The sequence below is a fragment of the Flavobacterium sp. H122 genome, assembly GCF_004959765.1.
Taxonomy (GTDB): Bacteria; Bacteroidota; Bacteroidia; order Flavobacteriales; family Flavobacteriaceae; genus Flavobacterium.
In genome coordinates this window covers 41,825-65,290 of sequence record NZ_SJZD01000005.1, presented here as the reverse complement: position 1 = coordinate 65,290, position 23,466 = coordinate 41,825, and the positions used below count along the sequence as shown (strand labels likewise).

Annotated in this window: 24 protein-coding genes; 7 read left to right on the top strand and 17 right to left on the bottom strand. The window is 33.4% G+C overall.

What is annotated here, in order from left to right:
- Positions 1-52 precede the first annotated feature (52 nt).
- From EZM65_RS08900 to EZM65_RS08875, 6 genes are read left to right on the top strand one after another with little or no spacing between them, the layout of a single operon-like run.
- Positions 53-892 carry a 1,4-dihydroxy-2-naphthoyl-CoA synthase gene (locus EZM65_RS08900; RefSeq protein WP_136668206.1) on the top strand — a complete coding sequence of 280 codons (840 nt, stop codon included), beginning with the start codon at positions 53-55 and terminating at the stop codon, positions 890-892.
- A 10-nt stretch (positions 893-902) separates the two neighbouring features.
- Complete coding sequence (locus tag EZM65_RS08895) at positions 903-1,466, top strand: outer membrane beta-barrel protein (RefSeq protein WP_136668205.1); 564 nt, start codon at positions 903-905, stop codon at positions 1,464-1,466.
- 27 nt (positions 1,467-1,493) lie between these two features.
- Positions 1,494-2,411, top strand: a complete 918-nt coding sequence (gene menA / locus EZM65_RS08890; RefSeq protein WP_136668204.1) for a 1,4-dihydroxy-2-naphthoate octaprenyltransferase — start codon at positions 1,494-1,496, stop codon at positions 2,409-2,411.
- An 11-nt stretch (positions 2,412-2,422) separates the two neighbouring features.
- On the top strand, positions 2,423-3,100 hold the full coding sequence (locus EZM65_RS08885; protein ID WP_136668203.1) for a metal-dependent hydrolase: 678 nt from the start codon (positions 2,423-2,425) through the stop codon (positions 3,098-3,100).
- Between the two features lie 39 nt (positions 3,101-3,139).
- Positions 3,140-4,345 carry a tetratricopeptide repeat protein gene (locus EZM65_RS08880; protein WP_136668202.1) on the top strand — a complete coding sequence of 402 codons (1,206 nt, stop codon included), beginning with the start codon at positions 3,140-3,142 and terminating at the stop codon, positions 4,343-4,345.
- Between the two features lie 38 nt (positions 4,346-4,383).
- A complete protein-coding gene (locus EZM65_RS08875; protein ID WP_136668201.1) occupies positions 4,384-5,445 on the top strand; it encodes an o-succinylbenzoate synthase in 1,062 nt (353 codons plus the stop codon).
- Here EZM65_RS08875 and EZM65_RS08870 read toward each other — a convergent pair.
- The 3 genes from EZM65_RS08870 to EZM65_RS08860 all read right to left on the bottom strand — a co-directional run bounded on the left by EZM65_RS08870 (position 5,425) and on the right by EZM65_RS08860 (position 7,245).
- Entirely contained in the window at positions 5,425-5,658 is a 234-nt protein-coding gene (locus tag EZM65_RS08870; RefSeq protein WP_136668200.1) for a hypothetical protein, read from the bottom strand. The genes EZM65_RS08875 and EZM65_RS08870 overlap by 21 nt on opposite strands.
- Before the next feature lie 50 nt (positions 5,659-5,708).
- Positions 5,709-6,227 (bottom strand): hypothetical protein, encoded by a 519-nt coding sequence (locus EZM65_RS08865; protein WP_136668199.1) that lies wholly within the window; start codon positions 6,225-6,227, stop codon positions 5,709-5,711.
- A gap of 121 nt (positions 6,228-6,348) precedes the next feature.
- The gene (locus tag EZM65_RS08860; protein ID WP_136668198.1) at positions 6,349-7,245 is read right to left on the bottom strand and encodes an OmpA family protein; all 897 of its coding nucleotides are present in this window, start codon (positions 7,243-7,245) and stop codon (positions 6,349-6,351) included.
- Between the two features lie 185 nt (positions 7,246-7,430).
- Between EZM65_RS08860 and EZM65_RS08855 the strand changes: the two genes are divergently transcribed.
- A complete protein-coding gene (locus EZM65_RS08855) occupies positions 7,431-10,445 on the top strand; it encodes a M4 family metallopeptidase (RefSeq protein WP_136668197.1) in 3,015 nt (1,004 codons plus the stop codon).
- 184 nt (positions 10,446-10,629) lie between these two features.
- On the opposite strand, the gene EZM65_RS08850 is transcribed toward EZM65_RS08855, so the two are convergent.
- From EZM65_RS08850 to EZM65_RS08785, 14 genes are all read right to left on the bottom strand, one after another.
- Positions 10,630-11,163 carry a DUF4303 domain-containing protein gene (locus tag EZM65_RS08850; RefSeq protein WP_136668196.1) on the bottom strand — a complete coding sequence of 178 codons (534 nt, stop codon included), beginning with the start codon at positions 11,161-11,163 and terminating at the stop codon, positions 10,630-10,632.
- 193 nt (positions 11,164-11,356) lie between these two features.
- Positions 11,357-11,713, bottom strand: a complete 357-nt coding sequence (locus EZM65_RS08840; RefSeq protein WP_248574852.1) for an RHS repeat domain-containing protein — start codon at positions 11,711-11,713, stop codon at positions 11,357-11,359.
- A 139-nt stretch (positions 11,714-11,852) separates the two neighbouring features.
- On the bottom strand, positions 11,853-12,179 hold the full coding sequence (locus EZM65_RS08835; protein WP_256371344.1) for an immunity 51 family protein: 327 nt from the start codon (positions 12,177-12,179) through the stop codon (positions 11,853-11,855).
- A gap of 74 nt (positions 12,180-12,253) precedes the next feature.
- The gene (locus EZM65_RS08830; RefSeq protein ID WP_211196205.1) at positions 12,254-12,562 is read right to left on the bottom strand and encodes a hypothetical protein; all 309 of its coding nucleotides are present in this window, start codon (positions 12,560-12,562) and stop codon (positions 12,254-12,256) included.
- Between the two features lie 10 nt (positions 12,563-12,572).
- A complete protein-coding gene (locus EZM65_RS08825; RefSeq protein WP_136668195.1) occupies positions 12,573-12,923 on the bottom strand; it encodes a hypothetical protein in 351 nt (116 codons plus the stop codon).
- A gap of 15 nt (positions 12,924-12,938) precedes the next feature.
- On the bottom strand, positions 12,939-13,196 hold the full coding sequence (locus EZM65_RS08820) for a hypothetical protein (RefSeq protein ID WP_136668194.1): 258 nt from the start codon (positions 13,194-13,196) through the stop codon (positions 12,939-12,941).
- Between the two features lie 521 nt (positions 13,197-13,717).
- Positions 13,718-14,182, bottom strand: coding sequence for a hypothetical protein (locus tag EZM65_RS08815; RefSeq protein WP_136668193.1), 465 nt, complete (start codon positions 14,180-14,182; stop codon positions 13,718-13,720).
- Between the two features lie 11 nt (positions 14,183-14,193).
- On the bottom strand, positions 14,194-14,796 hold the full coding sequence (locus EZM65_RS15835) for an RHS repeat-associated core domain-containing protein (protein WP_169051682.1): 603 nt from the start codon (positions 14,794-14,796) through the stop codon (positions 14,194-14,196).
- Between the two features lie 15 nt (positions 14,797-14,811).
- Positions 14,812-15,063 (bottom strand): hypothetical protein, encoded by a 252-nt coding sequence (locus EZM65_RS15520; RefSeq protein WP_169051681.1) that lies wholly within the window; start codon positions 15,061-15,063, stop codon positions 14,812-14,814.
- A 352-nt stretch (positions 15,064-15,415) separates the two neighbouring features.
- A complete protein-coding gene (locus EZM65_RS08805; RefSeq protein WP_136668192.1) occupies positions 15,416-16,225 on the bottom strand; it encodes an NADAR family protein in 810 nt (269 codons plus the stop codon).
- On the bottom strand, positions 16,216-16,860 hold the full coding sequence (locus EZM65_RS15830; RefSeq protein ID WP_305775279.1) for an RHS repeat domain-containing protein: 645 nt from the start codon (positions 16,858-16,860) through the stop codon (positions 16,216-16,218). Before EZM65_RS15830 ends, EZM65_RS08805 begins: the two co-directional genes overlap by 10 nt.
- Positions 16,861-17,223: 363 nt before the next feature.
- Positions 17,224-17,742: a hypothetical protein gene (locus EZM65_RS08795; protein WP_136668190.1), complete on the bottom strand. Its 519-nt coding sequence runs from the start codon at positions 17,740-17,742 to the stop codon at positions 17,224-17,226.
- A gap of 32 nt (positions 17,743-17,774) precedes the next feature.
- Positions 17,775-22,103, bottom strand: a complete 4,329-nt coding sequence (locus EZM65_RS08790; RefSeq protein ID WP_136668189.1) for a DUF6531 domain-containing protein — start codon at positions 22,101-22,103, stop codon at positions 17,775-17,777.
- Positions 22,104-22,120: 17 nt separating this feature from the next.
- Positions 22,121-23,464 carry a hypothetical protein gene (locus EZM65_RS08785; protein ID WP_136668188.1) on the bottom strand — a complete coding sequence of 448 codons (1,344 nt, stop codon included), beginning with the start codon at positions 23,462-23,464 and terminating at the stop codon, positions 22,121-22,123.
- Between the last annotated feature and the right edge of the window lie 2 nt (positions 23,465-23,466).

Genomic DNA, 23,466 nt, shown 5'->3' with positions numbered 1-23,466 from the left:
TGAAGTATTTTTACACAAGAATTTTTAAATTTTATTTAATAAAAAATATATTATGAGTAAAATTGAGTGGAAAACAGCTATCGAGTTCGAAGATATTACGTATAAGAAATGTGACGGAGTAGCCCGTATTGCTTTTAATCGACCTGATGTGCGTAATGCATTCAGACCTAAAACAACTTCAGAGTTATTAGTTGCATTTAGAGATGCCCACGAAGATACTGCTATTGGGGTTGTATTATTATCAGCGGAAGGACCATCTTCTAAAGATGGTATTTGGTCTTTTTGCAGTGGTGGGGATCAACGCGCCCGTGGTCATCAAGGATATGTTGGAGAAGATGGTTATCATCGTTTGAATATTTTAGAAGTTCAAAGACTAATTCGTTTTATGCCTAAAGCTGTGATTGCAGTAGTGCCAGGATGGGCTGTAGGTGGCGGACATTCATTACATGTTGTATGTGATTTGACTTTGGCAAGCAAAGAGCATGCTATTTTTAAACAAACTGATGCTGATGTTACTAGTTTTGATGGTGGCTATGGTTCAGCATATTTAGCTAAAATGGTTGGTCAGAAAAAAGCACGTGAAATTTTCTTTTTAGGGCGTAATTATTCGGCTCAGGATGCATACGAAATGGGAATGGTAAATGCTGTGATTCCGCATGATGAACTTGAAGATACTGCGTATCAGTGGGCACAGGAAATTCTTGAAAAATCTCCGATTTCAATTAAAATGCTGAAGTTTGCCATGAACTTAACCGATGACGGTATGGTAGGCCAGCAGGTTTTTGCAGGAGAAGCTACACGTTTGGCGTACATGAGTGATGAAGCCATTGAAGGGAGAAATGCTTTCCTTGAAAAACGCAAACCTAATTTTGACAAAAAATACATTCCATAATAGTTAATAAATGAGAAAAATAGTATTTGGATTATTGTTAGTATCATCGATGTCTTTTGCTCAGAATGAAAAATTTATGATTGGTCTTCACTATGTAGGAGATGTTTCAAAAGAAGAAATAGTACCTAGAAATTTTGATGGGATTCTTGGATTAGAAGCAAAATATAATTTTTCTCCATTGGGAATAGCTAGTTTTCAAGGAGGAATTTGCGTTGATTTATTAAACCCTAAAAAGAATAGCTCTGATGATTCAAATTATGATAAAACTATTCTTTTAAATCCTAATGTTGGAGTTGAATTAGACGTGTTTAATTCAGGACTGAAACCATTCATAAATGTTGGGTATGCATTTTATAATGTAAGTTACAATGTAAGCCCTAATTTTACGGATCCAGATCCCGCTATTCAAGAAGAGAAGAAAATTACTTTTGATTATAATTCAATCACTATAAATCCTGGTTTGCGTTATAATTTTAAAAAAATGTTTTATTTGGAAGCAAATTATAAGTTCTTGCCTGTAGATAAAAATTATAATTTACATTTTGTAAATGCAGGATTAGGGATAAAAATCTAATTACTAAATTAATATTTTAGGTTTATAATGAAACACTGGATACAAGCGGCACGATTAAGAACACTTCCGTTATCAATATCAGGGATATTGGTTGGGAGTTTATATGCTTTATCGGCACCTACAAATAAAATTTTAACTCCAACGCAGGTGTTTGACTGGCAAATATTTGTTTTGGCATTGTTGACAACAGTTAGTTTTCAGGTATTGTCAAATTTTGCTAACGATTACGGTGATGGTGTAAAGGGAACTGATGCTGACAGAGTAGGAGAAAAGAGGATGGTGGCAAGTGGTGTTATTACTTCTGCTCAAATGAAAAAAGCGGTAATTGTAACAGCTTTGATTTCATTGTTTTTTGCTGTAAGTCTGATTTATCTTGCTTTCGGAAAAGATAATTTTTTATATGCGGTATTGTTTTTAGGTCTTGGTATCGCTTCAATTATTGCTGCTGTTAAATACACTGTTGGTTCAAATGCTTATGGTTACAGTGGTTTTGGAGATATTTTTGTGTTTATTTTCTTCGGACTTGTAAGTGTTTTAGGATCCAACTTTTTATACACTAAAGAATTTCATGGACTATTGATGCTGCCTGCAATCGCAATTGGTATGTTAAGTACAGCGGTGTTAAACTTGAACAATATGCGTGATGAGATTTCTGATAGGAATGTAGGTAAAAATACATTGGTGGTAAAAATGGGCGGAAAATGGGCTAGAAACTACCATTATTTTTTGGTTGTAGGCGCAATGATACTTGTTTTGGTTTTTGCAGTTTTATCAAAATTCAGATGGGATCAATATGCCTTTATTGTGGCTTTTTTTCCATTGATGAGTCATTTAAAGACAGTGAAAAATACTTCTGATAACAGAGCTTTGGATCCACAATTGAAAAAATTAGCGATAAGCACGTTTTTACTTTCGTTGATTTTAGCTATGGTATTAATATTCTAAATAGTAGCATTATGAAAATTACTTTTTACGGGCATGCGTGTATAGGAATAGAAGTTTCAGGTAAAAATATTCTTGTCGACCCGTTTATTACAGGAAATCCTAAGGCATCACACATAGATATTAATACCATTAATGCAGATTATATTTTAGTTACACATGCTCATAACGATCATACATTAGACGTTGAAGCAATAGCCAAAAGAACAAATGCAGTAATTATTTCAAATTATGAAATAGCAATGCATTTTGCAAAAAAAGGATTAAAATACCATCCCATGAATCATGGTGGAAGCTGGGATTTTGATTTTGGAAATGTAAAATATGTGAATGCAGTACACACAAGTTCATTTGCTGATGGAACTTATGGAGGAAATCCTGGAGGATTTGTAATTGAAGGTGAGCATAAAAATATCTATATCGCAGGAGATACTGCACTTACGTTTGATATGAAACTTATTCCTATGCGAACTAAACTCGATTTAGCTATTTTACCAATTGGCGATAATTTCACAATGGATGTGGATGATGCTATCGTAGCATCAGATTTTCTTGATTGTGACAAAATACTTGGATATCATTACGATACCTTTGGTTTTATTGAGATAAACCATGAAGAAGCTAAAAAGAAATTTTTTGATGCCGGAAAAGATTTAATGTTGCTTGAAATTGGGGAGAGCATTGAATTGTAAATGGCATTGAAATTGATTTATATTATTGAAATTATTTAAATGAAAACAAAAATATTTTCTGTTTTACTAGTAACCTCTTTGTTAAGTTTTGCCCAATCACCTCAAGGATATTGGGACAACCAAAGAGCTACCACGAAAGAAATAAAACTCTCTGCTGGAGACAAAGTAATCATAAAATCTGAAGAATTTCCTGTTGGAACAACAGAATTCGCTTATAGAATTACCTTACTTGATGAAAATCAAAAAATGGTGAACGATTTGGCTTCGGTATTAAAAGCAATTCCTGATCCATATTTTATTGGGAAAGGAACTGGTGGAGCGATTTCTTTATTATCAAACATTTCTGGAAGTGACAAATGTACTTATGCTTTATTTGTAAATGAAGCAATAGCCTCTGATTTTATAGGTTCAGAAAATACAAATAAAGCCTGTTTGTTTCAAAAAAATCCCGTGAGTAAAGATGCTAAAGTGGTTTCAATGAAATCGACCTGTCTGAATGAAGATACAAAATATCTTTGGTTTGCATTTAAGAATCAAAACTGGATGATGGGAGAAAAAATTGTTCTTGAAATTGTGCCTTGGGTGGATAATTTGGCTAGTCGTGGTTGGACTAAGAAGAATAAAGAAATATTGTTGCCGCAAATCTTAAAAACTGAGGTTTCAAAGTCTCTTGTTGATACACAAAAGCAAAAATATGCTTATAAATTAATTGAAAGTATCTCCAAAGAATATCGTTTTCAGGATTTTACTTCTTTGAATGCAACAGAGCAAAAATCGGTTATAGAGAAATTCGAGGAACCTTCGTTACAAGCTATTGGATTACCAACAAAATACAATGACTATTTATGTTTAAAAGCAAAGGAAATAGCCGGTAAAGGAAATTACGAAGAAGCTATTTCTTTGCTTAACGATAAAGTTATTGGCAAACCAAATGCTAAAGCTTTACATCTGAATACACTTGCAGAGTTGTATATAGAATCAAATCAGTTTGGTAAAGCATTACAAACGTTGCAAACAGCTGAAAAACTTGATGCAAGTGAATTAAAAGTAAAACTGAATCTGGCACACACCTATATGTTCATGAATGAGATTTCTAAGGCAAGAGAAATTCATAAAAAATATATGAACCAAAACATTTCAGCAAAACAGACTTGGAAGAACAAAGCAATCAATGATTTAGATAGATTAAAAAAATCGAATCTTCCGCAGGATAATATTCAAAAAATCTGGAGGCTTTATAATTAGATAAAAGGTCTATGTTTTAACTCACAACTCATAATTTTTTGAAAGCATTCTACAAAAAATACATTCTTGATTTTAAAAGGCCTTCGGGAACTTCCAGAGGTATTCTGACTCTAAAAGAGACTTGGTTTTTAATTTTGGAAGAAAATGGAAAACAAGGGATAGGAGAGTGTGGTATTTTGCGTGGACTTTCAGCTGATGACCGGCCAGATTACGAGGAGAAATTGAAATGGGTGTGTGAAAACATTCATTTAGGGAAAGATAAGCTTTGGGAATCTTTGAAGGAATTTCCATCTATTCAGTTTGGTGTTGAAATGGCTTTTTTGTCACTTCAGTCTAATAATCCGTTTGTTTTATTTCCTTCCGAATTTACATCAGGAAAAGAATCGATACCAATTAATGGATTGATCTGGATGGGTGATGAGGCATTTATGAAACAACAAATTGATGATAAAATAGAGCAGGGATTTCACTGTATCAAGATGAAAATTGGTGCTATTGATTTTGAAAAAGAATTTAAACTACTTCAATTTATCCGTCAGCATTTTACACCTGAGCAAATAGAAATCAGAGTAGATGCAAATGGCGCTTTTTCTCTAGAAGAAGCTAATGAAAAGCTTAATAGGTTGTCACAATTGGGAATCCATAGCATAGAACAGCCTATTGCAAAAGGACAAATCAAAGCAATGTCAAAGCTGTGCGAAACTACTTCTCTACCAATAGCTTTAGATGAAGAATTAATTGGGGTGTTTTCGTTTGAAGAGAAAGAGGTACTACTACAGAATACTCAGCCACAGTATATTATTTTAAAACCTAGTTTTATAGGAGGAATACGAGGCACTGACGAATGGATTAAACTGGCAGAAAAATACAATATTGATTGGTGGGTTACTTCTGCCTTAGAATCGAACATTGGTTTGAATGCTATTGCACAATATACTTTTACCAAACAAAATAAAATGCCTCAAGGATTAGGAACCGGAGCACTGTATACGAATAACTTCGATTGTCCTTTAGAAGTTAAAAAAGGAGAATTATTTTATAATAATGAGTATTTGTGGTCGGTAAATGATTTAGGAGTCTTATTTCATACTTTTAAATAATGCAATAAGGCTGATTCCTGACCAGGTACCTTCTAAAATAATGAAAGGGACATAATTAATTAAAAAAGATGCGTAACAGGCTAATCCGGCTCCCGCAAAATTCATAAAATAATAAACTGTACTCGTAGGGTTAAGCCATTTTAAAATACTCAAAAAATAAGCTATTAAAACAATTGAAACTCCTATGGTGCCTATAATGTCATTGTAATTCATTAGATAAAGATAAAAAAATGATAATATTCTCAAATTAGAGAAATCCACAATTATTCATTTCCTGCATTTAATGAATCTTGATAATCTTTTAATTCTCTCCATTTTCCTAAATAAGCTAAATGTGCTTGTTTTGACCAAGTTTCAGGATTTGAAGTTCCATATCTTGTTCCAGCTTCATCTAAAATTTCCCTTGAAATTTTTTTAGGGGTATTAGCTAATTGTTCCCACGTTTTTATACCAGCTTTATGAAAGAGTTCTTCTATTTTTTGACCTACACCTTCAATTATAGTTAAATCATCTTTAATTATTTTTTTTCCAAAAACTGAAAAAGCTAAATCAGAATCAAAAGGAACTTCAAGTTCAGGAATTGATATAAATTCTTCAAGTTTTGATTTTAAGGTATCTATTTCTGTTTGTAATTGTATCGAATGTGATTTGCATTTTTCTAATTCAGCCTTTAATTGATCTAAATTGTTACTATTCTCTGAATCTGAATTTCTTTGTAAAAGATATAATTCATTATTTAGTTTTTCATTTTCGGCCAGGCTGACATCTAATTTAGATTTCAAATTGAGTTGGTTTCCACCAGAAACCATATTGCCCAATAAATAACCCAATAGAGCACTTATCAGACCGGTTAGAAGAGGAATTAAAAAGCAAGTACCCATATTGTTATTTGTTTAAGTTAGTCTATTTTAAAGTGATGACAGTTCTTCTGTTTTCTGACTTTCCTTCGGGAGTTAAATTGTCTGCTATTGGCTCATCCGGGCCTTTAGAAACCGCATCAATTCTATCTTTAGTAATCCCGTTTTTAATAAAGTATTCTTTGGCAAAATTTGCTCTGTCCAGCCCTAATTGGATATTTATATTTCGGTCGCCGGTATTGTCTGAATGACCCTCACAGTGAATTTTTGCTGATGTGACATTGTCAAGATACCTTGTTAAATCAGCTATTTTTGTGCGTTCTTCATCTGTAAGCGTAATTTCTGTTTGATTTGTATTAAAATACAGAATTAATGGGTTTCCATTTATTTTTTCCTTTAAAGCTTTCCAATCACCACCCTTAGCTTCAACAATGTCATTTATTATAATGTAGTTTACAGGTCCCAATATAAACTTTTCGTTTGCTTTCCAGTTATTCTTTATTTCTCCTGAAGTTTCAAATCGGTTGGAAGAAACACCTTTGGAAATAAAATAATTTTTAATATCGATAGCTCTTGCATAGCCTAGATTCGGAAATGCAGAAATATTTTTTTCAGAATTCAAACAATAACCGGTTATTTTTAAAATTGCATTTGGATTTTTGTCTAAAAAAGATTTGAGTTTTAAAATTCCATCGTCGATACATTTATCAACAGGAATTTCATGATTGAAACTTTTAGGAAGAAAATTAAAGTTTCCATCGCATGAATATTCAAATCCGCTTCCGGTCAAATTGAATGAAGAATCTATTTGAGGTGAATGCTTTTTTTTTACTTTTTTTACAACTTCTTTAGTGTCACAATAACAGCAATGTCTGCAGTATAACCATGAACCTAACAGTATTGTTAAGGCTATGCCGATGAGGTAAATGGTTTGTTTTGACATGGTAACAGTTTTTTTTGTATAATCAAATTTAACAAAATTATACTTATAATATATTTTGTTTTGATAATATATTTTGATTTTTATTAAAAATAAATCAAATTTTATTCTTTAAAAGTAAAAAAATATAGTGTTTTGAAGATAAAAGTTACTAATATTGTATTTAGTATACCCTTAAACAATTAACTATGAAGAAAAACTACATTAAACTTTTTTCTGTTTTTGCTTTAATTGCGTTTGAAACGCATGGGCAAGAAAATGTCAAATACAATTCTGAAAAAGAATTTCAGAGAACATTACGTTTGGAAAAAGGACTTTCCAGAGAGAAAGCAATCGAAGAAATGGGTAAAAAGTATGGTTTGGATAAAAACAACCAGTTTGAGGTTAAAACTGAAACCTCAGACTTTTCAGGTTTTACCCATCAAAGGCACCAACAATTTTACAAAGGATTAAAAGTAGAATTTGGTACAATTATCACACATTCTAAAAACGGTTTAGTAGAAAATGTAAATGCTGAGCTTTACAATGCTAAAAATCTTGATTTAAATCCTAAACTATCTGTAGCAAAAGCTCTTGATTATGCTTTGCAATACAAACAAGCTCAAAAATATCTATGGGAAGATCAAGAAAAATCCAAAGTGATGGACTATTCTAAACCCAAAGGTGAACTTGTAATATTTCCGAATGTAAAAACTGGTGAATTGCGTTTAGCTTACAAATTTGATGTGTATGCATTGCAACCAGTGTCTCGCGATGAAATGTATATTGACGCAAATACTGGAGTGTTATTGTATTCAAATCCTTTAATTAAGCATGCGACAAATAAACCCATCACTAAAAATGAGATTGAAGAAACAGGAAAGAAAGTTGAAAACATTATTTTAAATAATACTTCAAATTTTCTTTTGACTGGAACTGCTGCAACTCGTTATAACGGTACAAAAAATATTGAAACTACTTTTGATGTTGGATCCGGTAAATATATTTTATTGGATAATACCAGAGGGAATGGTATTGTGACATATAATTCGGGCAAGACTGATACTTATCCAAGCACTAATTTTACTGATTCTGATAACATTTGGAATGATGGTAACTATACTTCTGGATCATCCACTAAAGATAATGCTGCTTTAGATGCACATTGGGGAGCTATGGTAACATATGATTTCTGGAAAAATATATTTAACAGAAACAGTTATGATGATAATGGAGCACAAATTAAAAGTTATGTCCATTTTGATGATGAACCTACACCACCTAACAGAGGTATGGATAATGCCTATTGGGACGGTAGTGTTATGTCTTATGGAGATGGATATTCATATTTTAATGGACCTTTAACTTCAGTTGATGTTTGTGGACATGAAATAGGGCATGCAGTTTGTACTTATACTTCTAATTTAGCCTACCAACATCAATCAGGAGCTTTAAATGAAGGATTTTCAGATATTTGGGGGACTTGTATTGAACAATATGCTAAAAATGGGAATTTGAATGCTCCTGTTGATACTGCATCTCCTGGTACTGCTGCGGTTTGGAAAATGGGTGAAGATATTACAACTAGCGGTTATCTTCGTTCAATGAGTTATCCAAGAAGTAAATCACAACCTGATACTTTTAAAGGTACTTATTATGTTACAACAGCTGATGATGGTACATGTACTCCTAAAGGAGGTCCTACAGGAAATGACAATTGTGGAGTTCATACAAATAGTGGAGTTTTAAATCACTGGTTTTATATTGTAACGGCTGGTAAATCAGGAACAAATGATGCTCCTTCCCCTTATGCGTATAATGTTACAGGAATTGGAATGACAAAGTCTTCTCAAATAGCATATTATGCGGAAAGAGATTATTTAACTCCAAATTCAACGTTTATGGATGCAAGAAATGCTACTATTGCTGTGGCAAGTTCATTATATTGTGCAACAAGTCCCGAAGTGATGGCTGTAACTAATGCATGGTATGCGGTTAATGTTGGCGGAGCTTTTGTAGCACCTACAAATGATGTGGCTCTTAAATCTTTAACAGGAGGAAATGCGAATGTTTCTTGTGGTGCTACTTATAGCCCTTCTATTGTTATTGAGAATGGAGGTACTGCAAATTTAACTGCAGTTACAATTACTTATAATATTGATGGAGGAGCAAATTCGACAATTAATTGGACTGGTAATTTAGCAAACTGTTCTCAAGCAGTTCAAAATATTCCTGTAAGCGGATTGACAAGAGGATATCATGTTCTTAACGTTAACACTACAACTTCAGGTGATGGAGTATCTACTAACAATACAAAATCTTTGGTGATTTTAGTTAATGATTCAGGAGCAGTAAATACTGTAAATAATTTCAATGCGGCTTCAGATGTATTGGTTTCTGTTGATTCAACTGGAAAATCTAATACTGTTTGGGAAAGAGGTCCAATCAATAAAACATTGTTAACTTCTACAGCTACTGGAAATTCACCAGGTTATGCTACGAAATTAACTGGAAATTATCCTGATAAAACTACTTCTTATTTAGTTTCTCAATGTTATAATTTATCAAGTGTGTCAAATCCAATTGTGAGTTTTGATATGGCATTTGATTTAGAATCTAACTGGGATATAATTTATTTTGAATATTCAACGAACAATGGAACTAACTGGAATGTTTTAGGAACAATGAGTGACCCTAACTGGTACAATAGTAATAGAATGCCAGACCCTTCTAATACAAATGAAGCATGTCTTAATTGTATAGGTAAGCAATGGACTGGTTACTATGCTACAGCACCAACAGATGGAAACGGAATGAATGGTAATAAAAGAACCTATTCACATTCATTGTCTTCATTGTCATCTCCGTCTAATGCAATTTTCAGATTTACTTTTGTGTCTGATGATGCGGCTAATGCTGAAGGCGTATTTATAGATAATTTTGTTATTCAAGGAACATTGGGCAATGCTCAAAATTCATTTGATGAATTTAAAGTTTATCCTAACCCTTCTAACGGTTCATTTAATTTAGTGCTTTCTTCTTCTGAAAAAGTAAATGTGGAGGTATTTGATTTAAGAGGACTTTTGGTATTTAAGAAATCATTTGATTCTAATGGAGTTTCTTTTAATAGACAGATTGATTTAAATAATCTGTCATCGGGAGTTTATATCTTAAATGTTGAAAGTGCCGGCAAAAAAGAAGCAAGAAGAATTATCAAAGAATAATTAAATGATTATGTAATGTAAGCCCTGAATTTTCAGGGCTTTTCTTTTAATTTATTATTGAATAAAAAACAATGAAATTATCATTGGTTTTAAATCAAAAAAATTAGAACTTCTTTTTTACATCCTTTTTCAATCAAGAATATTTTTTTCTTTGAGCAAATACAAAACATTTCCCATTTAGGGATTATAAAGATTTGTTCCTCCAGTTTTCAAATTCATTTGATTTATCAGTTGAATTTAATTTTTTAATCCATTCTATTTCTTCAGAAGCAACAAAATAATCGGATGCATAAAAAACTAAGATAAAATCATCTCTTAAATCTAAAAATAGATTTTCTTCTTTAAGTTGTAATAATGTATTTAAAATAGCAGAAAATATCTCTTTTCTATATTCTACAAAAGAAAGATTATCCGAAGTAGAAATCTCGAAAAGCATTTTACTTAAAGTATCTAATTCAACACTTGGAAGGCCTTCTTCTTTCCATTCTGCTGGATACCATTTGAAATATTCAAAATCTTCATCAGGATCAGCAGTACATTTTTTTACTAGATGCTCTTTTGTATTATATGCGGCTGATATACTTGATGCGTCAGAATCTGAGTATAAGCAAAATCCATTAATATTATTTTTTCCTACAGTTTCAAAAATATTTTTTAAAATTTTTATTGTTCCTATTTTTAGGATTTCTTGAAATTGATTTAAATTTAAATTTTTCATTTAACTGCAAATTGTACCGTTAGCAAATTTTTCTCCCATTGTTTTTAAAGCTTCAATAATAGCTTCTTTTGTTCCTTTTTATCTGCTTCTTTTAGAGCATCAAGAACTTTTTGTGCTGCTTCTTTACTATGATGTTTATAAGGTGCCCAAACTAAATTTTCTTTTCCTTTTAACCAATCTATTCCATATTTTTCTAAATACCTTTACTTTCAGCAAGAATAGCTTGTTGATTAGCACGCCCATTCTTAAAAACTATATGATGTGCATCTGGTCTTTCCATTCCTACTGGTGGTCCTGTTCCTGTTAGATACTTAAGGTATTTACCCAAATCTATATCTTCACCAACTAATCCAAATATATCAATCCAACTATTACTATCAAATATATAGGAATAAAAGTTAGGCTCACCTGATTTTAACCCAATCGGATTCTGGCTTAGATAGCATCCTGTCTCAGCTGAGTAATATCTAAATCTATAATAAAGCTCAGTTTCCTCATCTTCATACTGTCCTAATTGTCTGAAAGGGAGAAACTGTCTTTCGCCCTGAATTCGAGCAATAGAATTCCTATAAATAAATAGAAAACATTTGTATCCTGATTAGAACGATTTGTTTTTACTAATAAATCTTACTAAAAAAGCTGCCCGAAAATTATTCCCAGACAGCTTTAATAATTATTTATCTTAGTTACTAATCTAATATTGCTCTTGAGAACAAATCCTGTATTAAATTTTCATTCTCACAGGCTTCTTTAAATGAAACAATAAATGTTTTTAATGCTTCGGTATCATGAGAATAAGTACAAAACATACTGTCTTCGGGGTCAAATTTGACCACATCAATAAACTCAGGTTTTTGCTCTTCCAAGAAAACTTTTGCCAGAGAAGCCCAGTCATAACCATTTCCTTCAAAACCTTCTTCTTCTCTTGTTTGGAAAATTTCCGTTTTGTATTCCCCGACATATAAGCATGCCGACATACTGTTTTCATGCTCTGTCCAAAAAAAGGATGGATTGATTCTGCTAAATTAGTAGTGTCCATTTTGATAGTAGAAATGAGAGTTAGATTTTGTCTAGTTCAGCAAATAATGCATTAGCGGACTCTTTTATACCGTCCCTGAAATGCTGGTATTTTTTTTCCGCATCTTTCAAACCAGGAATTGAAAGTATCTTTTATTTGGCCTCTGTTTAATTTTGCAACTCTTCTGCCTGCCATTTCATGGTATTTTTTTCTTAAATACACAAAAATGTCAACATGGACCAATAAAGGCTGATAGGCTTCTTCTGCAGTTCTAAGCCATTCCTCAGCTTCTTGAATTTGCTTAATTTCCAAATTAAAATAACGTGCCGGCACTAAATCAGCCATTTGGTTTCCTTCTGGTGCTGTACTGTAAATTTTCATTTATTTATTTTTAAGGCACCCAATATTGTTCTAACTCTTTAATTATGTTTTCTCCGTTTTCTTTTACTTCTTGCCTATACTTAGCCGGAATTTTTGAACCACATCTTTCGAACCATTCGAGAAATACTACTTTTATCTCTTTCAAATTAATTCTATATAATGTGTCTTCTGCACTTTGCGGATATCTTTTTGATAAAACCAGCAATACTTCTAAATGAACTAGTATAGGTTGAACAGGTTCATTAGTTGTTTTCAACCATTCAACTATTTCATTTATTTGTTGAATTCCCAAATTAAAATATCTAACTGGTTCCATTGACGCCATTTCATTGCCTTCTGGCAAGCTATTGTAATATTTCATATTTAATAAATTCTTTTATCCTGTACATTTGAATTTTAAACCTTCTACATTTTTAGGTATATCTAGTTTAGGTATATCTCCTGTAAATTTTCTACCTGGTACATCTATATCTCTACCACGATTTTTATTTAATAAGCCTGATTTTTTCAATCGGTCTTCTATAGAATCAGTTGCATTCCAATCTGTACTTCTTTCAGCTAATCTCCTTCTAATTAAAGTAGCTTCCATTGTTCTAGCTTGATCGTGACTTAATCCTTCAGTTAAAACTTTCATTTTTGAAAATACTTTAGGTCAGTAGTTTTAGTTCCATTTATATGATCTTGTCCTCTCACTAATGCAGTCCTTTCTGTTATTCCATAATAATAACTTCTCCTCCTTCTTCTAAATTTGAAACTATACTTTCTACACCTAATTATGAACTCTTGAACATCCTTATCACTTATATCAAATTCATCAAGTCCTTCATAAAGCTCATTATCAAAATTAATGACTGCTTGGATGTTTTCATTATTTAAAAGATTTTCTAAACTAATAGAAGTATTTCTGTATTTCCAAAGAAGATTAAACTATTTTCAAGTTCAGAATAAAAATCCTATTTTTTTGAATCTATTTTCTCAAAAACATAATTTAGGCATCAAAAATCCCAAAATAAGAGATTATCTTCTCCAACTAAAGATTTTTTTCTGTAATCAAGTTAATGTAATCCTGATGTGTTACATTATTGTAATTTTCCATTGGATTCGACCTTTAGTTACTATATGAAAATATTTTTGTGATACAGTGACAACATGATTTTAACTCCATTCTTTGTTTTCGATACTTATTTTTTCAGGATTAAATAAATCGATTTTAAACAATAAATTATTTGAAGAAAAGGCAAATACAGTGTTGTTTTCAACTTCAATTTTGTAAAATGGATTAGAATTAGTAAAGAATGCTCCCCAAATAAAATTATCATTTATATCTGTACAAGCTACAAATCCTTCATTCCCCATAGCACCTTCTCCACCTAAAACAATAAATTCATTATTAATTTCAACTCTGTTTGACAAAACTTCAAAGCTTGTCCAAATATCAGAATTATACTTTTCTAAACTATCTATTGTTGTATCACAAATAGGTGTTGCGAAACTCTGCTTTACATTGTTGTTTGTAAATGAGTAACAATTTAAAATAATGATTTCCCCATTGTTTTTTTGAACACAGTCTATGCCTATTAATTCTTCATTTAGCCAATGCTCATTGATTTTGTTCGTCATAATTATTTTTTTTAATCACAAGGTATTACTATTGGTTTAGTTTTTGATCCTGTTTTTGGTAATTCAATTTTTGGTAAATCAGGTCTGTTCTTTGGCCTTGAATTCAGTTTTTTGCTTAAATTTTTCCCATATGTTCCTCCTCTAGGCATTGGATCTTCAGGTTTTATCCTAACAATTGGTACTTCTGGCAAGCCTGCATTTTGAGCGGCTAATAGTCGTCTATTATCCAATGAAACGAGCTGTCCATCAACTTCTACTACTCTTATAGCACTCGGCGTTTGATGTGTGTCGGGAAATCTATTCCAATCCCAAGTACTATCATTCATAGCTTTTTCATAAGCTTCAGTCTGACCATTAACATATCCTTGTGAGAAATTTAGTAGATTAGGGTCAATCATTTCAGAAAGACCAAAAGGATCAATTCTACTATTTGAATCATTCACATAAGCATAAAAAGTTGGATTGTTACCACTTAATCGTATCGGGTCTTGACTTATATACAATCCTGTATTAACATCATAATACCTAAACCTGTTATAGTAAAGACCGTCTAATTCCTCGTCTTCATACTGTCCTAATTGTCTAAAAGGAACAAACGATTTATCCCCCTGCAAATTACGTAATCTTCCCTAAATATCGTAATCCGTTTCCCAAACGAGAGCTCCTTTTTCATTATAACATTGTACGGGTCTGCCGATGTAATCTGAAATGATGCTGAATCGTTCTTCTCCCTGTATTTTGGCACTTGGAACAAAAGTTCTTTCTTCATACACCCAAGTAACCAGATTATTGATGGGTTCAGTTTCATCATTTATCAGTTCCCCGAAATCATTTAAGTAAGGACTGGGCTTGTCTTTTTTGTCTAAATCCCACTCATTCAAAAGAACGTTTCCGTCCCAAAGAAACCGTTTACTGTTTTCGCCGTTGGTTTTAGTGATTCTTCTTCCTAAGGCATCATATTCAAAAGAAACAAAACTTCCGTCTGGTATTATACCCCAGAGTCAGGAGATTTGTGAAGGGGTATTAGCGAACCGATCATATTTTAAATAAAAAAGATTGCTATTTGCAATCTTTTTTCAGTTTAGTTTCTGTAAAGATTTCTTTCTCCATATCCAAAACTGACTTTATTTTTTGCTAAATCATCTGCAAGTCTGAATTGGGCATTTATTTCTTTAAGATATGTATCATCAGTATTATCCTTTGAAATTTTAATTCCTTTGATTTCAACATCAATTAAATTTTCGCTCTAATATCCATTAAAATTTCACCCAGCAAGTTTAAACCTCTCCATTTGTTTTGATCAAATCTGTTAAGATCATTTACTGAGAAACCAATTCCCCATATCAGATCTACCGAACTGGCTTCTGCCAAAATCATTTTATTTGTATTCTTTAAGAATGATTTTAGATTGTCATCTTGAGAGAATTTAGCATAATTACCTTCATATAAGATTTCTCTTCTTTTTGACAACCAAATATCTTCTTTGAAACCTTTTACCCGACGTCCCAGTTTTATCAATACGTTTGGTTTATGTTCCTGAATAATAGCTAACATTGTTTCATTATCATTAAATAATTTAGCCTTGGAATACATCATCCACTGTTCTGCAGAAGTGAAGTTCATATCATTGATTGAAAATTCTGAACTATACCATTGCGAAAGTGGATTATCATAACCATAAAAAAAGCAATATTTCAAGAAAAGACGATTTTCGTATATTTTTTTTAACTCGTTTAAAACTGAAATTCTACTTTGAATAAAATCTTTGTATTCTAAACTACTTAATCCAATAAAATTATTATTGGTGAATGGAGGACTGGAAATAATATCAATAATTCTACTTATTGAACTGTTAAATAAATAGTCTATCTCCTTTGGGATTTCGTTTTCATCTTTACAATTTTCAAAGAATAGCATTAAAATATTATACAATTTTTTAAAGCTGTCTTCATTCCACTCTGCATTCATTCTAATGAAGAATTCTAACTCTTCATCACTTTCATTATATTCTATAAAATCGTTTAAATAATTACTTACGGACATGGTTTATATTTATTTACAATTGCATTTTTATCTATTTCTCCTTCAAATAAAAGCTCATTAGCCCCTTTTGCATATTTATTAACTTTTCTTAGCTCATCAGTAGGATTATTAATTACATCTCCTAAATGAATTTTTCTTCCTTCAGGCGTGTTTAAATTTAATTTGTTGTTAGAAACTTTATCTAAATCAATTTCAACTACCTCTGTACCTGATTTTCGTGCCCACTTTTCAGCAAATTTTCTTTCTTTTGTTAATGAAATATATTGGTCTGCGTAACCATCAGTTGATCCATTCAAAACGTGTTCGTAAGCAGTTCTAGTAGCTGACGGATCTTTAGGAATAATATTACCACCAGAATTTAAACTAGTCATATCATTTTGGTTTAACGCTCTAAACCATATATCTTCCCAGCCAAAAATATCTATACTTTGATTACTGTCTTTGACAAAGGAATAAAGGTTTAATCCTCCCCAATATTTTAATGGGTCTAGACTTATATACAATCCTGTAGAAGCATCATAATATCTAAACCTGTTATAATAAAGACCGTCTAATTCCTCATCTTCATACTGTCCTAATTGTCTGAAAGGAATGAACGATTTATCCCCCTGCAAATTACGTAACCTTCCGTAAATATCGTAATCTGTTTCCCAGACGAGAGCGCCTGTTTCATTATAACATTGTACGGGTCTGCCGATGTAATCTGAAATTATGCTAAATCTTTCTTCTCCTTGTATTTTGGCACTTGGTACGAAAGTTCTTTCTTCGTAAACCCAAGTAAATAAATCATTTATAGGTTCTTTAGTGTCCTGTATTAATTCTCCTAATTCGTTAAGATAAGTACGAGGCTCTTGATTTTTGGAGTAATACCACTCAAATAAAAGAACGTTTCCATCCCAACAATTACTTATAGAATATCAAACAAAAAGCCGTCATTAATGATGGCTTTTTGTTTGATATTACCTCAAAATCAGATGATTTTTGCGGAGCTGAATTAATTAAATTTCAATCAAAGAAGCCTTTTCATTATAAATATCAGTTGATAGAATTTTATTCCCTACCAATTTTTTTTGATAAAAATAATTTTTATGAATTGAAGAATTTCCTTTAACTCCCATTCCAAATGCATCATCTTTTTTTAATTTATTTTTTATGGAATCAAATACTTTTTTTATTGATTTATCTGGAGTTTTAGATATTAAGCGTAAAGAAATCCGTTCAACTGTATTTTCAATTGTTCTACCTCCTTGACCTTCAATTACAAATTGACATATATCATCATCATAAAAATCTTGATTTAGATTCTTTGTTTTTACTGTTGATATAAAAAAATTAAGATTTTTATCGTGATAGCATTTAATTATTGATTGTATATCGTTTTTTGAAAATAATTGTTTGATAATCATTTTGTTAGTATCTTTTTTTTCTATATAAAGATAGGCTTCATTTTGCTCTAAAATTTCTTCACTATATGAGATAAAATCACTTAAAGGAATAATAATGTTTAGATATGACATATATAATTTGTTTAATATTTATAAAAACTAGTTTACTTGCATTTATATTGTGATGCTTTACCGTATCCTTCAAAAGTTACATCATGGCCTTTGTTTATAACATCTTCTAAAGCTTGACGTTCTCGAATAACTCCTGTAGAACCATCTTCAAGAGTTCTACCAACATTTATATGGTACTCACTTCCATCAGGGCGTTTGAAAGATGCATCCATTCTTCTTATATCTTTATGCCCTCCTGAGGTATCAATTATAATTTCAGTTTTTGAACCACCTCCAGTATGTGTATTACCTGCTGCTTTTTCTCTTTGAATTATTTCATCTATTTTTGCGTTGTGATCACCTGTACCTTTACTTTTTGGGCCTGGTTTTGAATATGGCTTTCCATCTTTACGAGTTTTAGAAGCCCACCTTGGCATCAACCCCAAAACGTCAATCAGGGAATTACTATCTGTGACATATCCATACAAAGTAGGATTATTACCCGCCAGTCCAATAGGGTCTTGAGAAATATAATTTCCAATATTATAATCGTAATACCTAAACCTGTTATAATAAAGACCTTCTAATTCTACATCCTCATACTGTCCTAATTGTCTAAAAGGGACAAACTGCCTTTCGCCCTGTAAATTACGCAAGTCTCCATAAATATCGTAGTCCGTTTGCCAGATTAAAGAACCATTTTCATTATAACATTGTACGGGTCTTCCAATATAATCGGAAATTATGCTGAATCTTTCTTCCCCCTGTATTTTAGCACTTGGAACAAAAGTTCTTTCTTCATAAACCCACGTTACAAGATTATGAATGGTTTCTTGTTTCTCAAGATAGACTTCGCCTAAATCATTAACAGAGGTTTTGGGTTCTTCTCCTTTTTGATAATTCCATTCGTGTAAAAGAACGTTTCCATCCCAAAGATAAAGGTTTACTTTTTCATGACAAACCTTTTTTATCCTTCTGCCTAAAGCATCATACTCCATTTTTACAAGAGAGCCATCAGGTTTTCGTACGCTTTTCAGCATACCATTGCCGTACCAATTGTACTCCCAATCGCCATACTGCCATTGCTGACTATTTATTTCTTCTTGGGTGATGTTTTCTTTTAACTTTTGATACTCTTCTTTTTCTTCTTTAGTGTAAACTCGGTCGTTTTGTAAATAATAGGCTAATTCTCCCCGTTTTGGGGTATTAGTTATTTCTTCAACAAAAAATGAAAAACGATTGTTAGTTTGATCGTCTTCTTTATTTTCCTTTTGGATGAGTTCTTTGTTGGCTACTTTTCTTTTACTTTTTAAGCGTAAATTTCCTTCTCCGTCATAGCTGTAATGCCAGTTTTCGTCTTTCAGCAGTTTACCGCCTTTACCATAAATACGGTCTTTTCGCTCTTTGGTACGGTAAAGATTACCTACTTCGTCAGGAAGTTTGTAATCGTAACTGCCGTCTTCGTACTGGGCTGAGGCAAGGTTGCCAAAGCTGTCGTAAGCATAGTGTATTTGCCCTCCGGTAATGGCATTGAGGGTCTGCTGCAAGCGGTGGTTGGCATTCCAGGTATAGTTCCTGTGGTAGGTGTCTCTGCTGCCACGCTGTACTTTTTGTGCAACAGGTCTTCCTGCGGCATCGTACTGCATGGTTACGGTAAGACCACCGGTAAGGCTCCGTTCTACTTCCTGTCCCAGGGCATTGCGTTTCAATTGGGCTTCCCAGGCGTCTTTTTGCGCTTCTTTCAAGGCATCAGTCCGAGCAGCAATTTTTTCCAAAAAACCTTTTTTATCATAGGTGTTTTGTACTTCAGCTCCCAGGGAAGAAGTCATTTTGGTACGGTTTCCGTTGCGGTCGTATTCAGAGACAATGCTAAAACCTTCGTCACCCATAAAACCGCTGGTTTGGGTTTCTTTTATCACACGCCCCATTTTGTCACGCTCCAGCAGGATGGTTACATCTTGATTTTTAGCTTCCAGAAGCTGTCCCAGCTTGTTGTATGCAAAACTTTCCCAGGTGCTGTCACTATGGCTGGCCAGTATGATTCTGCCCAAGGCGTCGTATTCATACTCCGTCCATTTGTTTTCGGGTCTTTGGGTACGGATTACCCAGCCCTTTCCGTTGCGCTGGTATCTTCGGGTGAGGTTGTCAAAACCTTCTTCCTGAGTGATATAGCCGGCTTTGTTGCGGGTAAAGCGGTATTTTTCATTATGCTCGTTGGTAATGCTGGCCAACTGTTCCATTTTATCATAATCAAAAAATACTTTGGCATTGTTTTCTTCCCGCATCCGCAGACTTCCAAGCGGCGTATAGTCAAATTTTACGGTATGATGCTGGTCTTTGGCTTCAATCACTTCATCATAGGCATTATACACCAGTGTGGTAATATTTCGGTCGGCACTTTGTATACTGGTGACTCTTCCTAAAATATCATAACCAAAAGTCTGCTGGTTGTTCCCCGGCGTTTGTACGCTGATAACATCGCCACGGTGGTTGTATTTCCAAGTTGTGGCATTTCCTTCATCATCGATAAAGGAAACAAGATTGTGCTGGTCATCATATTTCAGTCTGGAGCGGCTTCCTTCTTTAAAAATTTCGGCAATCAGCCCTTTTTCATTATAATCCAATTGCGTAATACCATTGTCAGGTTCTATGATACTGTTCAACAGGTATTTTCGGTCTTTTTTGTAGGTGTAAGTAGTTTGGTTGCCTTCGGGATCAATGGTAATGGAAAGACGCTGCTCTTTATCATAAATAAACTGGGCTACACTGGTATCAGGAAATACTATAGAACTTTTATTCCCAAAATCATCATAGGTATATCCCGTCATGTATCCTTCTTCGTCTATCTCACGATAGATCTCCATAAACTCGGTATATTCCGTAAATTGGCTGTTTCCAAGCGGGTCGGTAACTTGTGTAACAAGCTGGCTGGGCTCATAATAATAGGTGGTTACGGCTTTATTGGCATCGGTAACCAAATTATAGCCTTTGTCCGGAAAATATTCAATCCAGCCTTCCTGCCAGCCGCCATCGCCCCAGGTATGGGTGCATCTTGCGCCTGTTTTTTCGCCATCATATTCCCAATAGAAAGTTTGTCCGTTTCTATCGGTTTTTTCAATCATCAGTTGGTTGAGGTATTTTATACGGGTGCTTTTTTCCAAAGCATCGGTAATTCGGGTCATGTTTCCGTCTAAATCATAATCATACGAAACCAAAATATCTTCTCTGTTTTCCGTCAACAAAGAGAGTTGTAAAATATAGCCTTGGTCCGTTGTATGTGCTTTTATTTTTTTTCCGGCACAGTCTTCTATCATCAAGAGACGGTTTCCATTTACGTGAATAGTAGTGGTAAAACCGGCTTTGTCAATAATTTTGGTAAGACGGTATTTATCAAAACCATTAAAAGAATCAAAAATATAGGTTGTGAATGTTGTGTAATCAAAAGCTTCAAAATAATTTTTAAAACGAGTAAGTTTTGTTTTTTCCTGTCTCAGATAAAAATCTTCCCCTTCTTTCAATAAAGGAAACGCAGTAATCCTGCCGTCTTCCAGTCTTAAGCCTATTGCATCTTCTTCCGGATACAATTCCACACAACGGTCATAATTACAGTGCACGCCGTGTCCCAGCCATCCTTTAAAAGCCGAATCGGAATACCAATTCCTTTGCCATTTTAGGGGTTGCGGAGAAGGAATTACAAAGTCGGTGCCTTCATAAAATACGGCTCCGTTGATAAGGTTTACAGGCTCGAATCCCGCTTTGCAAAGCAGCTTGCTGAGACTGTTAGGTCCAACAGAGTTCTTCAGTAATTTATTGAATGCTTTTTTTCCGTATTTCATTAATGTACTGAATCCAATGCTGGCCAGAAGCCCCATTAAAGCACCGCCCCAATCCGGCACATAAGGACCGCCAACATTTACAGGTGGTCCGGTTGGAATTGGCAAGGAAAAAGAAGTAGGAGCAAATAAAGTGGGTGCAAACGGAATCATTTTTTTTCCAACCTTTACTTTACCCAAACTAAGAGAAAGCGGTATTCCTATATCATTACAGGTCATTACTGAGTAACCTTTCGGGCTCAACCTTGTCCCGTCTGCATAAACTGTTTCAGAAGCAAAGAAATTCATACTCTCATGCCCTATAATGGGAGTCATCAGCCAAGGCGGGGTAAACAAAGGAATATGCACCAGAGGAATAATAATACCGCTGGTATCCGAAACCCCTCTTTTAATTCCGTTAACATGAACGGTAGCTCCTATAAAAGGAATATAATCCGCAGGGTCTATAACGAATCCAATATAGGGATGAAAAGGGTTAAAAGGAGGAAGTGTCGTAAAATGAATATCAATTCCTATAACCGGTGTAAAATGATTATCTGCTAACAACATACTTTCAATTTGTTTATTTATTGGATTTCATAGGCTGGTTTCATGGATGAGGATATTTTTTTTGCATATTCCCTCCAATCGTTTCCATATATTGATTTCATTCTGTCTTCAATCTGATGCTTTTCAGAAATCATCATTTCGTTATTATCCAAATCAAGATAACGCTCTGTGATAAAAGCGAAATTGATTACTTTCAACTGCTCGTCGGATAAAGGATACCCTTTTTGAAAACTTTTTCTGATGATTTTTTTATACAAATCATTGTTCTCATTTTTAATGAGCAACAATGCATAAATATGGGCAAGAATCATCTGCTCGATCATTTCAGCATCTTCCGCTATCTGGGATTGTTTGATAAAGTTTTGTATGGCCTCATCTGTTTTTCCGATAATACTGTAATAAGATGCCTTATAAGCATATAACTGCATTAGTGTTCCCGTTGCCTGAGGGTTATTTTTGTATTCAGCTTCAGAGATACGGATTCCTTTATCCAATAATTTAAAGATGTTATCGTCATCTTTAAACTGAAATAAAAAACCTGCATAAATCAAATGGGCAGATGCCCAAAATGAACGGTCACCTGTAGATTGCGTAACCTCCAGCATTTGTTTTCCCCAGTAATGTACTTTTGCCCTATCATTTTCAGCTGCACTTTCTCCTATTTCAAACAGGCATTTTCTGAATTTTACCTGCGGATTATTTGGATTGCCCTGAGTTGCCAGTTCTTTATAGGATCCTGCCGTGTTTTGATCCGGAATGACAATTTGTACCGCAGACATATCTAAATCCGACACCAATTCGGTATGTTTTTCCTTTCCTTTAAAATCAATTGCCAGTATTCCGTAATCATCCGGTAGCAATCCAATTATTTTTTTTAGAAAAATATTGTACTTTTCGTAGTCGGTTACTTTTTTAGGAACTAATCCTATAACTATTAAGTTTTCCTTTTTTGCCTCAAATTTTTTAAAACTTACAAGCAGTTCTGTCAAAAAATCTTTCAGCTTATCCGATTTATTCTTTGGTAACGATTGGAATTCTTCCTTCAGTTTTTCAAAATCCTCCCAGTGCCAATCCGGATGTTTTTCCAGATCCCGTTCAAAAGATGTGAGCCATTCATTTATAAAGTCGGATAAAAATTGGCTTTCATTTTCAAAATCAACAGAAAACAAAAGAAAAGAATCCATACTCTTACCATGTTCCGATGCTTCAATCCGGATAAATCCGCTGACTAAAATAAAATCTTCCTGATTGCATAATAGTTGGAAAAATTTCGCTTTAGGTTTCTTTTCCCTTATACTGGTCCAGAGTTTAGCTATTTTGCTTATACGGACAGCAATAGGATTATGTTCGTTGCTCTGCATTT

Bases quoted from the DNA above. Each gene is read 5' to 3' on its own strand.
- EZM65_RS08900 (WP_136668206.1), top strand. From the start codon at position 53: ATGAGTAAAATTGAGTGGAAAACAGCTATCGAGTTCGAAGATATTACG.
- EZM65_RS08895 (WP_136668205.1), top strand. From the start codon at position 903: ATGAGAAAAATAGTATTTGGATTATTGTTAGTATCATCGATGTCTTTT.
- menA (WP_136668204.1), top strand. From the start codon at position 1,494: ATGAAACACTGGATACAAGCGGCACGATTAAGAACACTTCCGTTATCA.
- EZM65_RS08885 (WP_136668203.1), top strand. From the start codon at position 2,423: ATGAAAATTACTTTTTACGGGCATGCGTGTATAGGAATAGAAGTTTCA.
- EZM65_RS08880 (WP_136668202.1), top strand. From the start codon at position 3,140: ATGAAAACAAAAATATTTTCTGTTTTACTAGTAACCTCTTTGTTAAGT.
- EZM65_RS08870 (WP_136668200.1), bottom strand. From the start codon at position 5,658: ATGAATTACAATGACATTATAGGCACCATAGGAGTTTCAATTGTTTTA.
- EZM65_RS08860 (WP_136668198.1), bottom strand. From the start codon at position 7,245: ATGTCAAAACAAACCATTTACCTCATCGGCATAGCCTTAACAATACTG.
- EZM65_RS08855 (WP_136668197.1), top strand. From the start codon at position 7,431: ATGAAGAAAAACTACATTAAACTTTTTTCTGTTTTTGCTTTAATTGCG.
- EZM65_RS08850 (WP_136668196.1), bottom strand. From the start codon at position 11,163: ATGAAAAATTTAAATTTAAATCAATTTCAAGAAATCCTAAAAATAGGA.
- EZM65_RS08830 (WP_211196205.1), bottom strand. From the start codon at position 12,562: ATGAAAATTTACAGTACAGCACCAGAAGGAAACCAAATGGCTGATTTA.
- EZM65_RS08825 (WP_136668195.1), bottom strand. From the start codon at position 12,923: ATGAAATATTACAATAGCTTGCCAGAAGGCAATGAAATGGCGTCAATG.
- EZM65_RS08820 (WP_136668194.1), bottom strand. From the start codon at position 13,196: ATGAAAGTTTTAACTGAAGGATTAAGTCACGATCAAGCTAGAACAATG.
- EZM65_RS08815 (WP_136668193.1), bottom strand. From the start codon at position 14,182: ATGACGAACAAAATCAATGAGCATTGGCTAAATGAAGAATTAATAGGC.
- EZM65_RS08805 (WP_136668192.1), bottom strand. From the start codon at position 16,225: ATGTCCGTAAGTAATTATTTAAACGATTTTATAGAATATAATGAAAGT.
- EZM65_RS08795 (WP_136668190.1), bottom strand. From the start codon at position 17,742: ATGTCATATCTAAACATTATTATTCCTTTAAGTGATTTTATCTCATAT.
- EZM65_RS08790 (WP_136668189.1), bottom strand. From the start codon at position 22,103: ATGTTGTTAGCAGATAATCATTTTACACCGGTTATAGGAATTGATATT.
- EZM65_RS08785 (WP_136668188.1), bottom strand. From the start codon at position 23,464: ATGCAGAGCAACGAACATAATCCTATTGCTGTCCGTATAAGCAAAATA.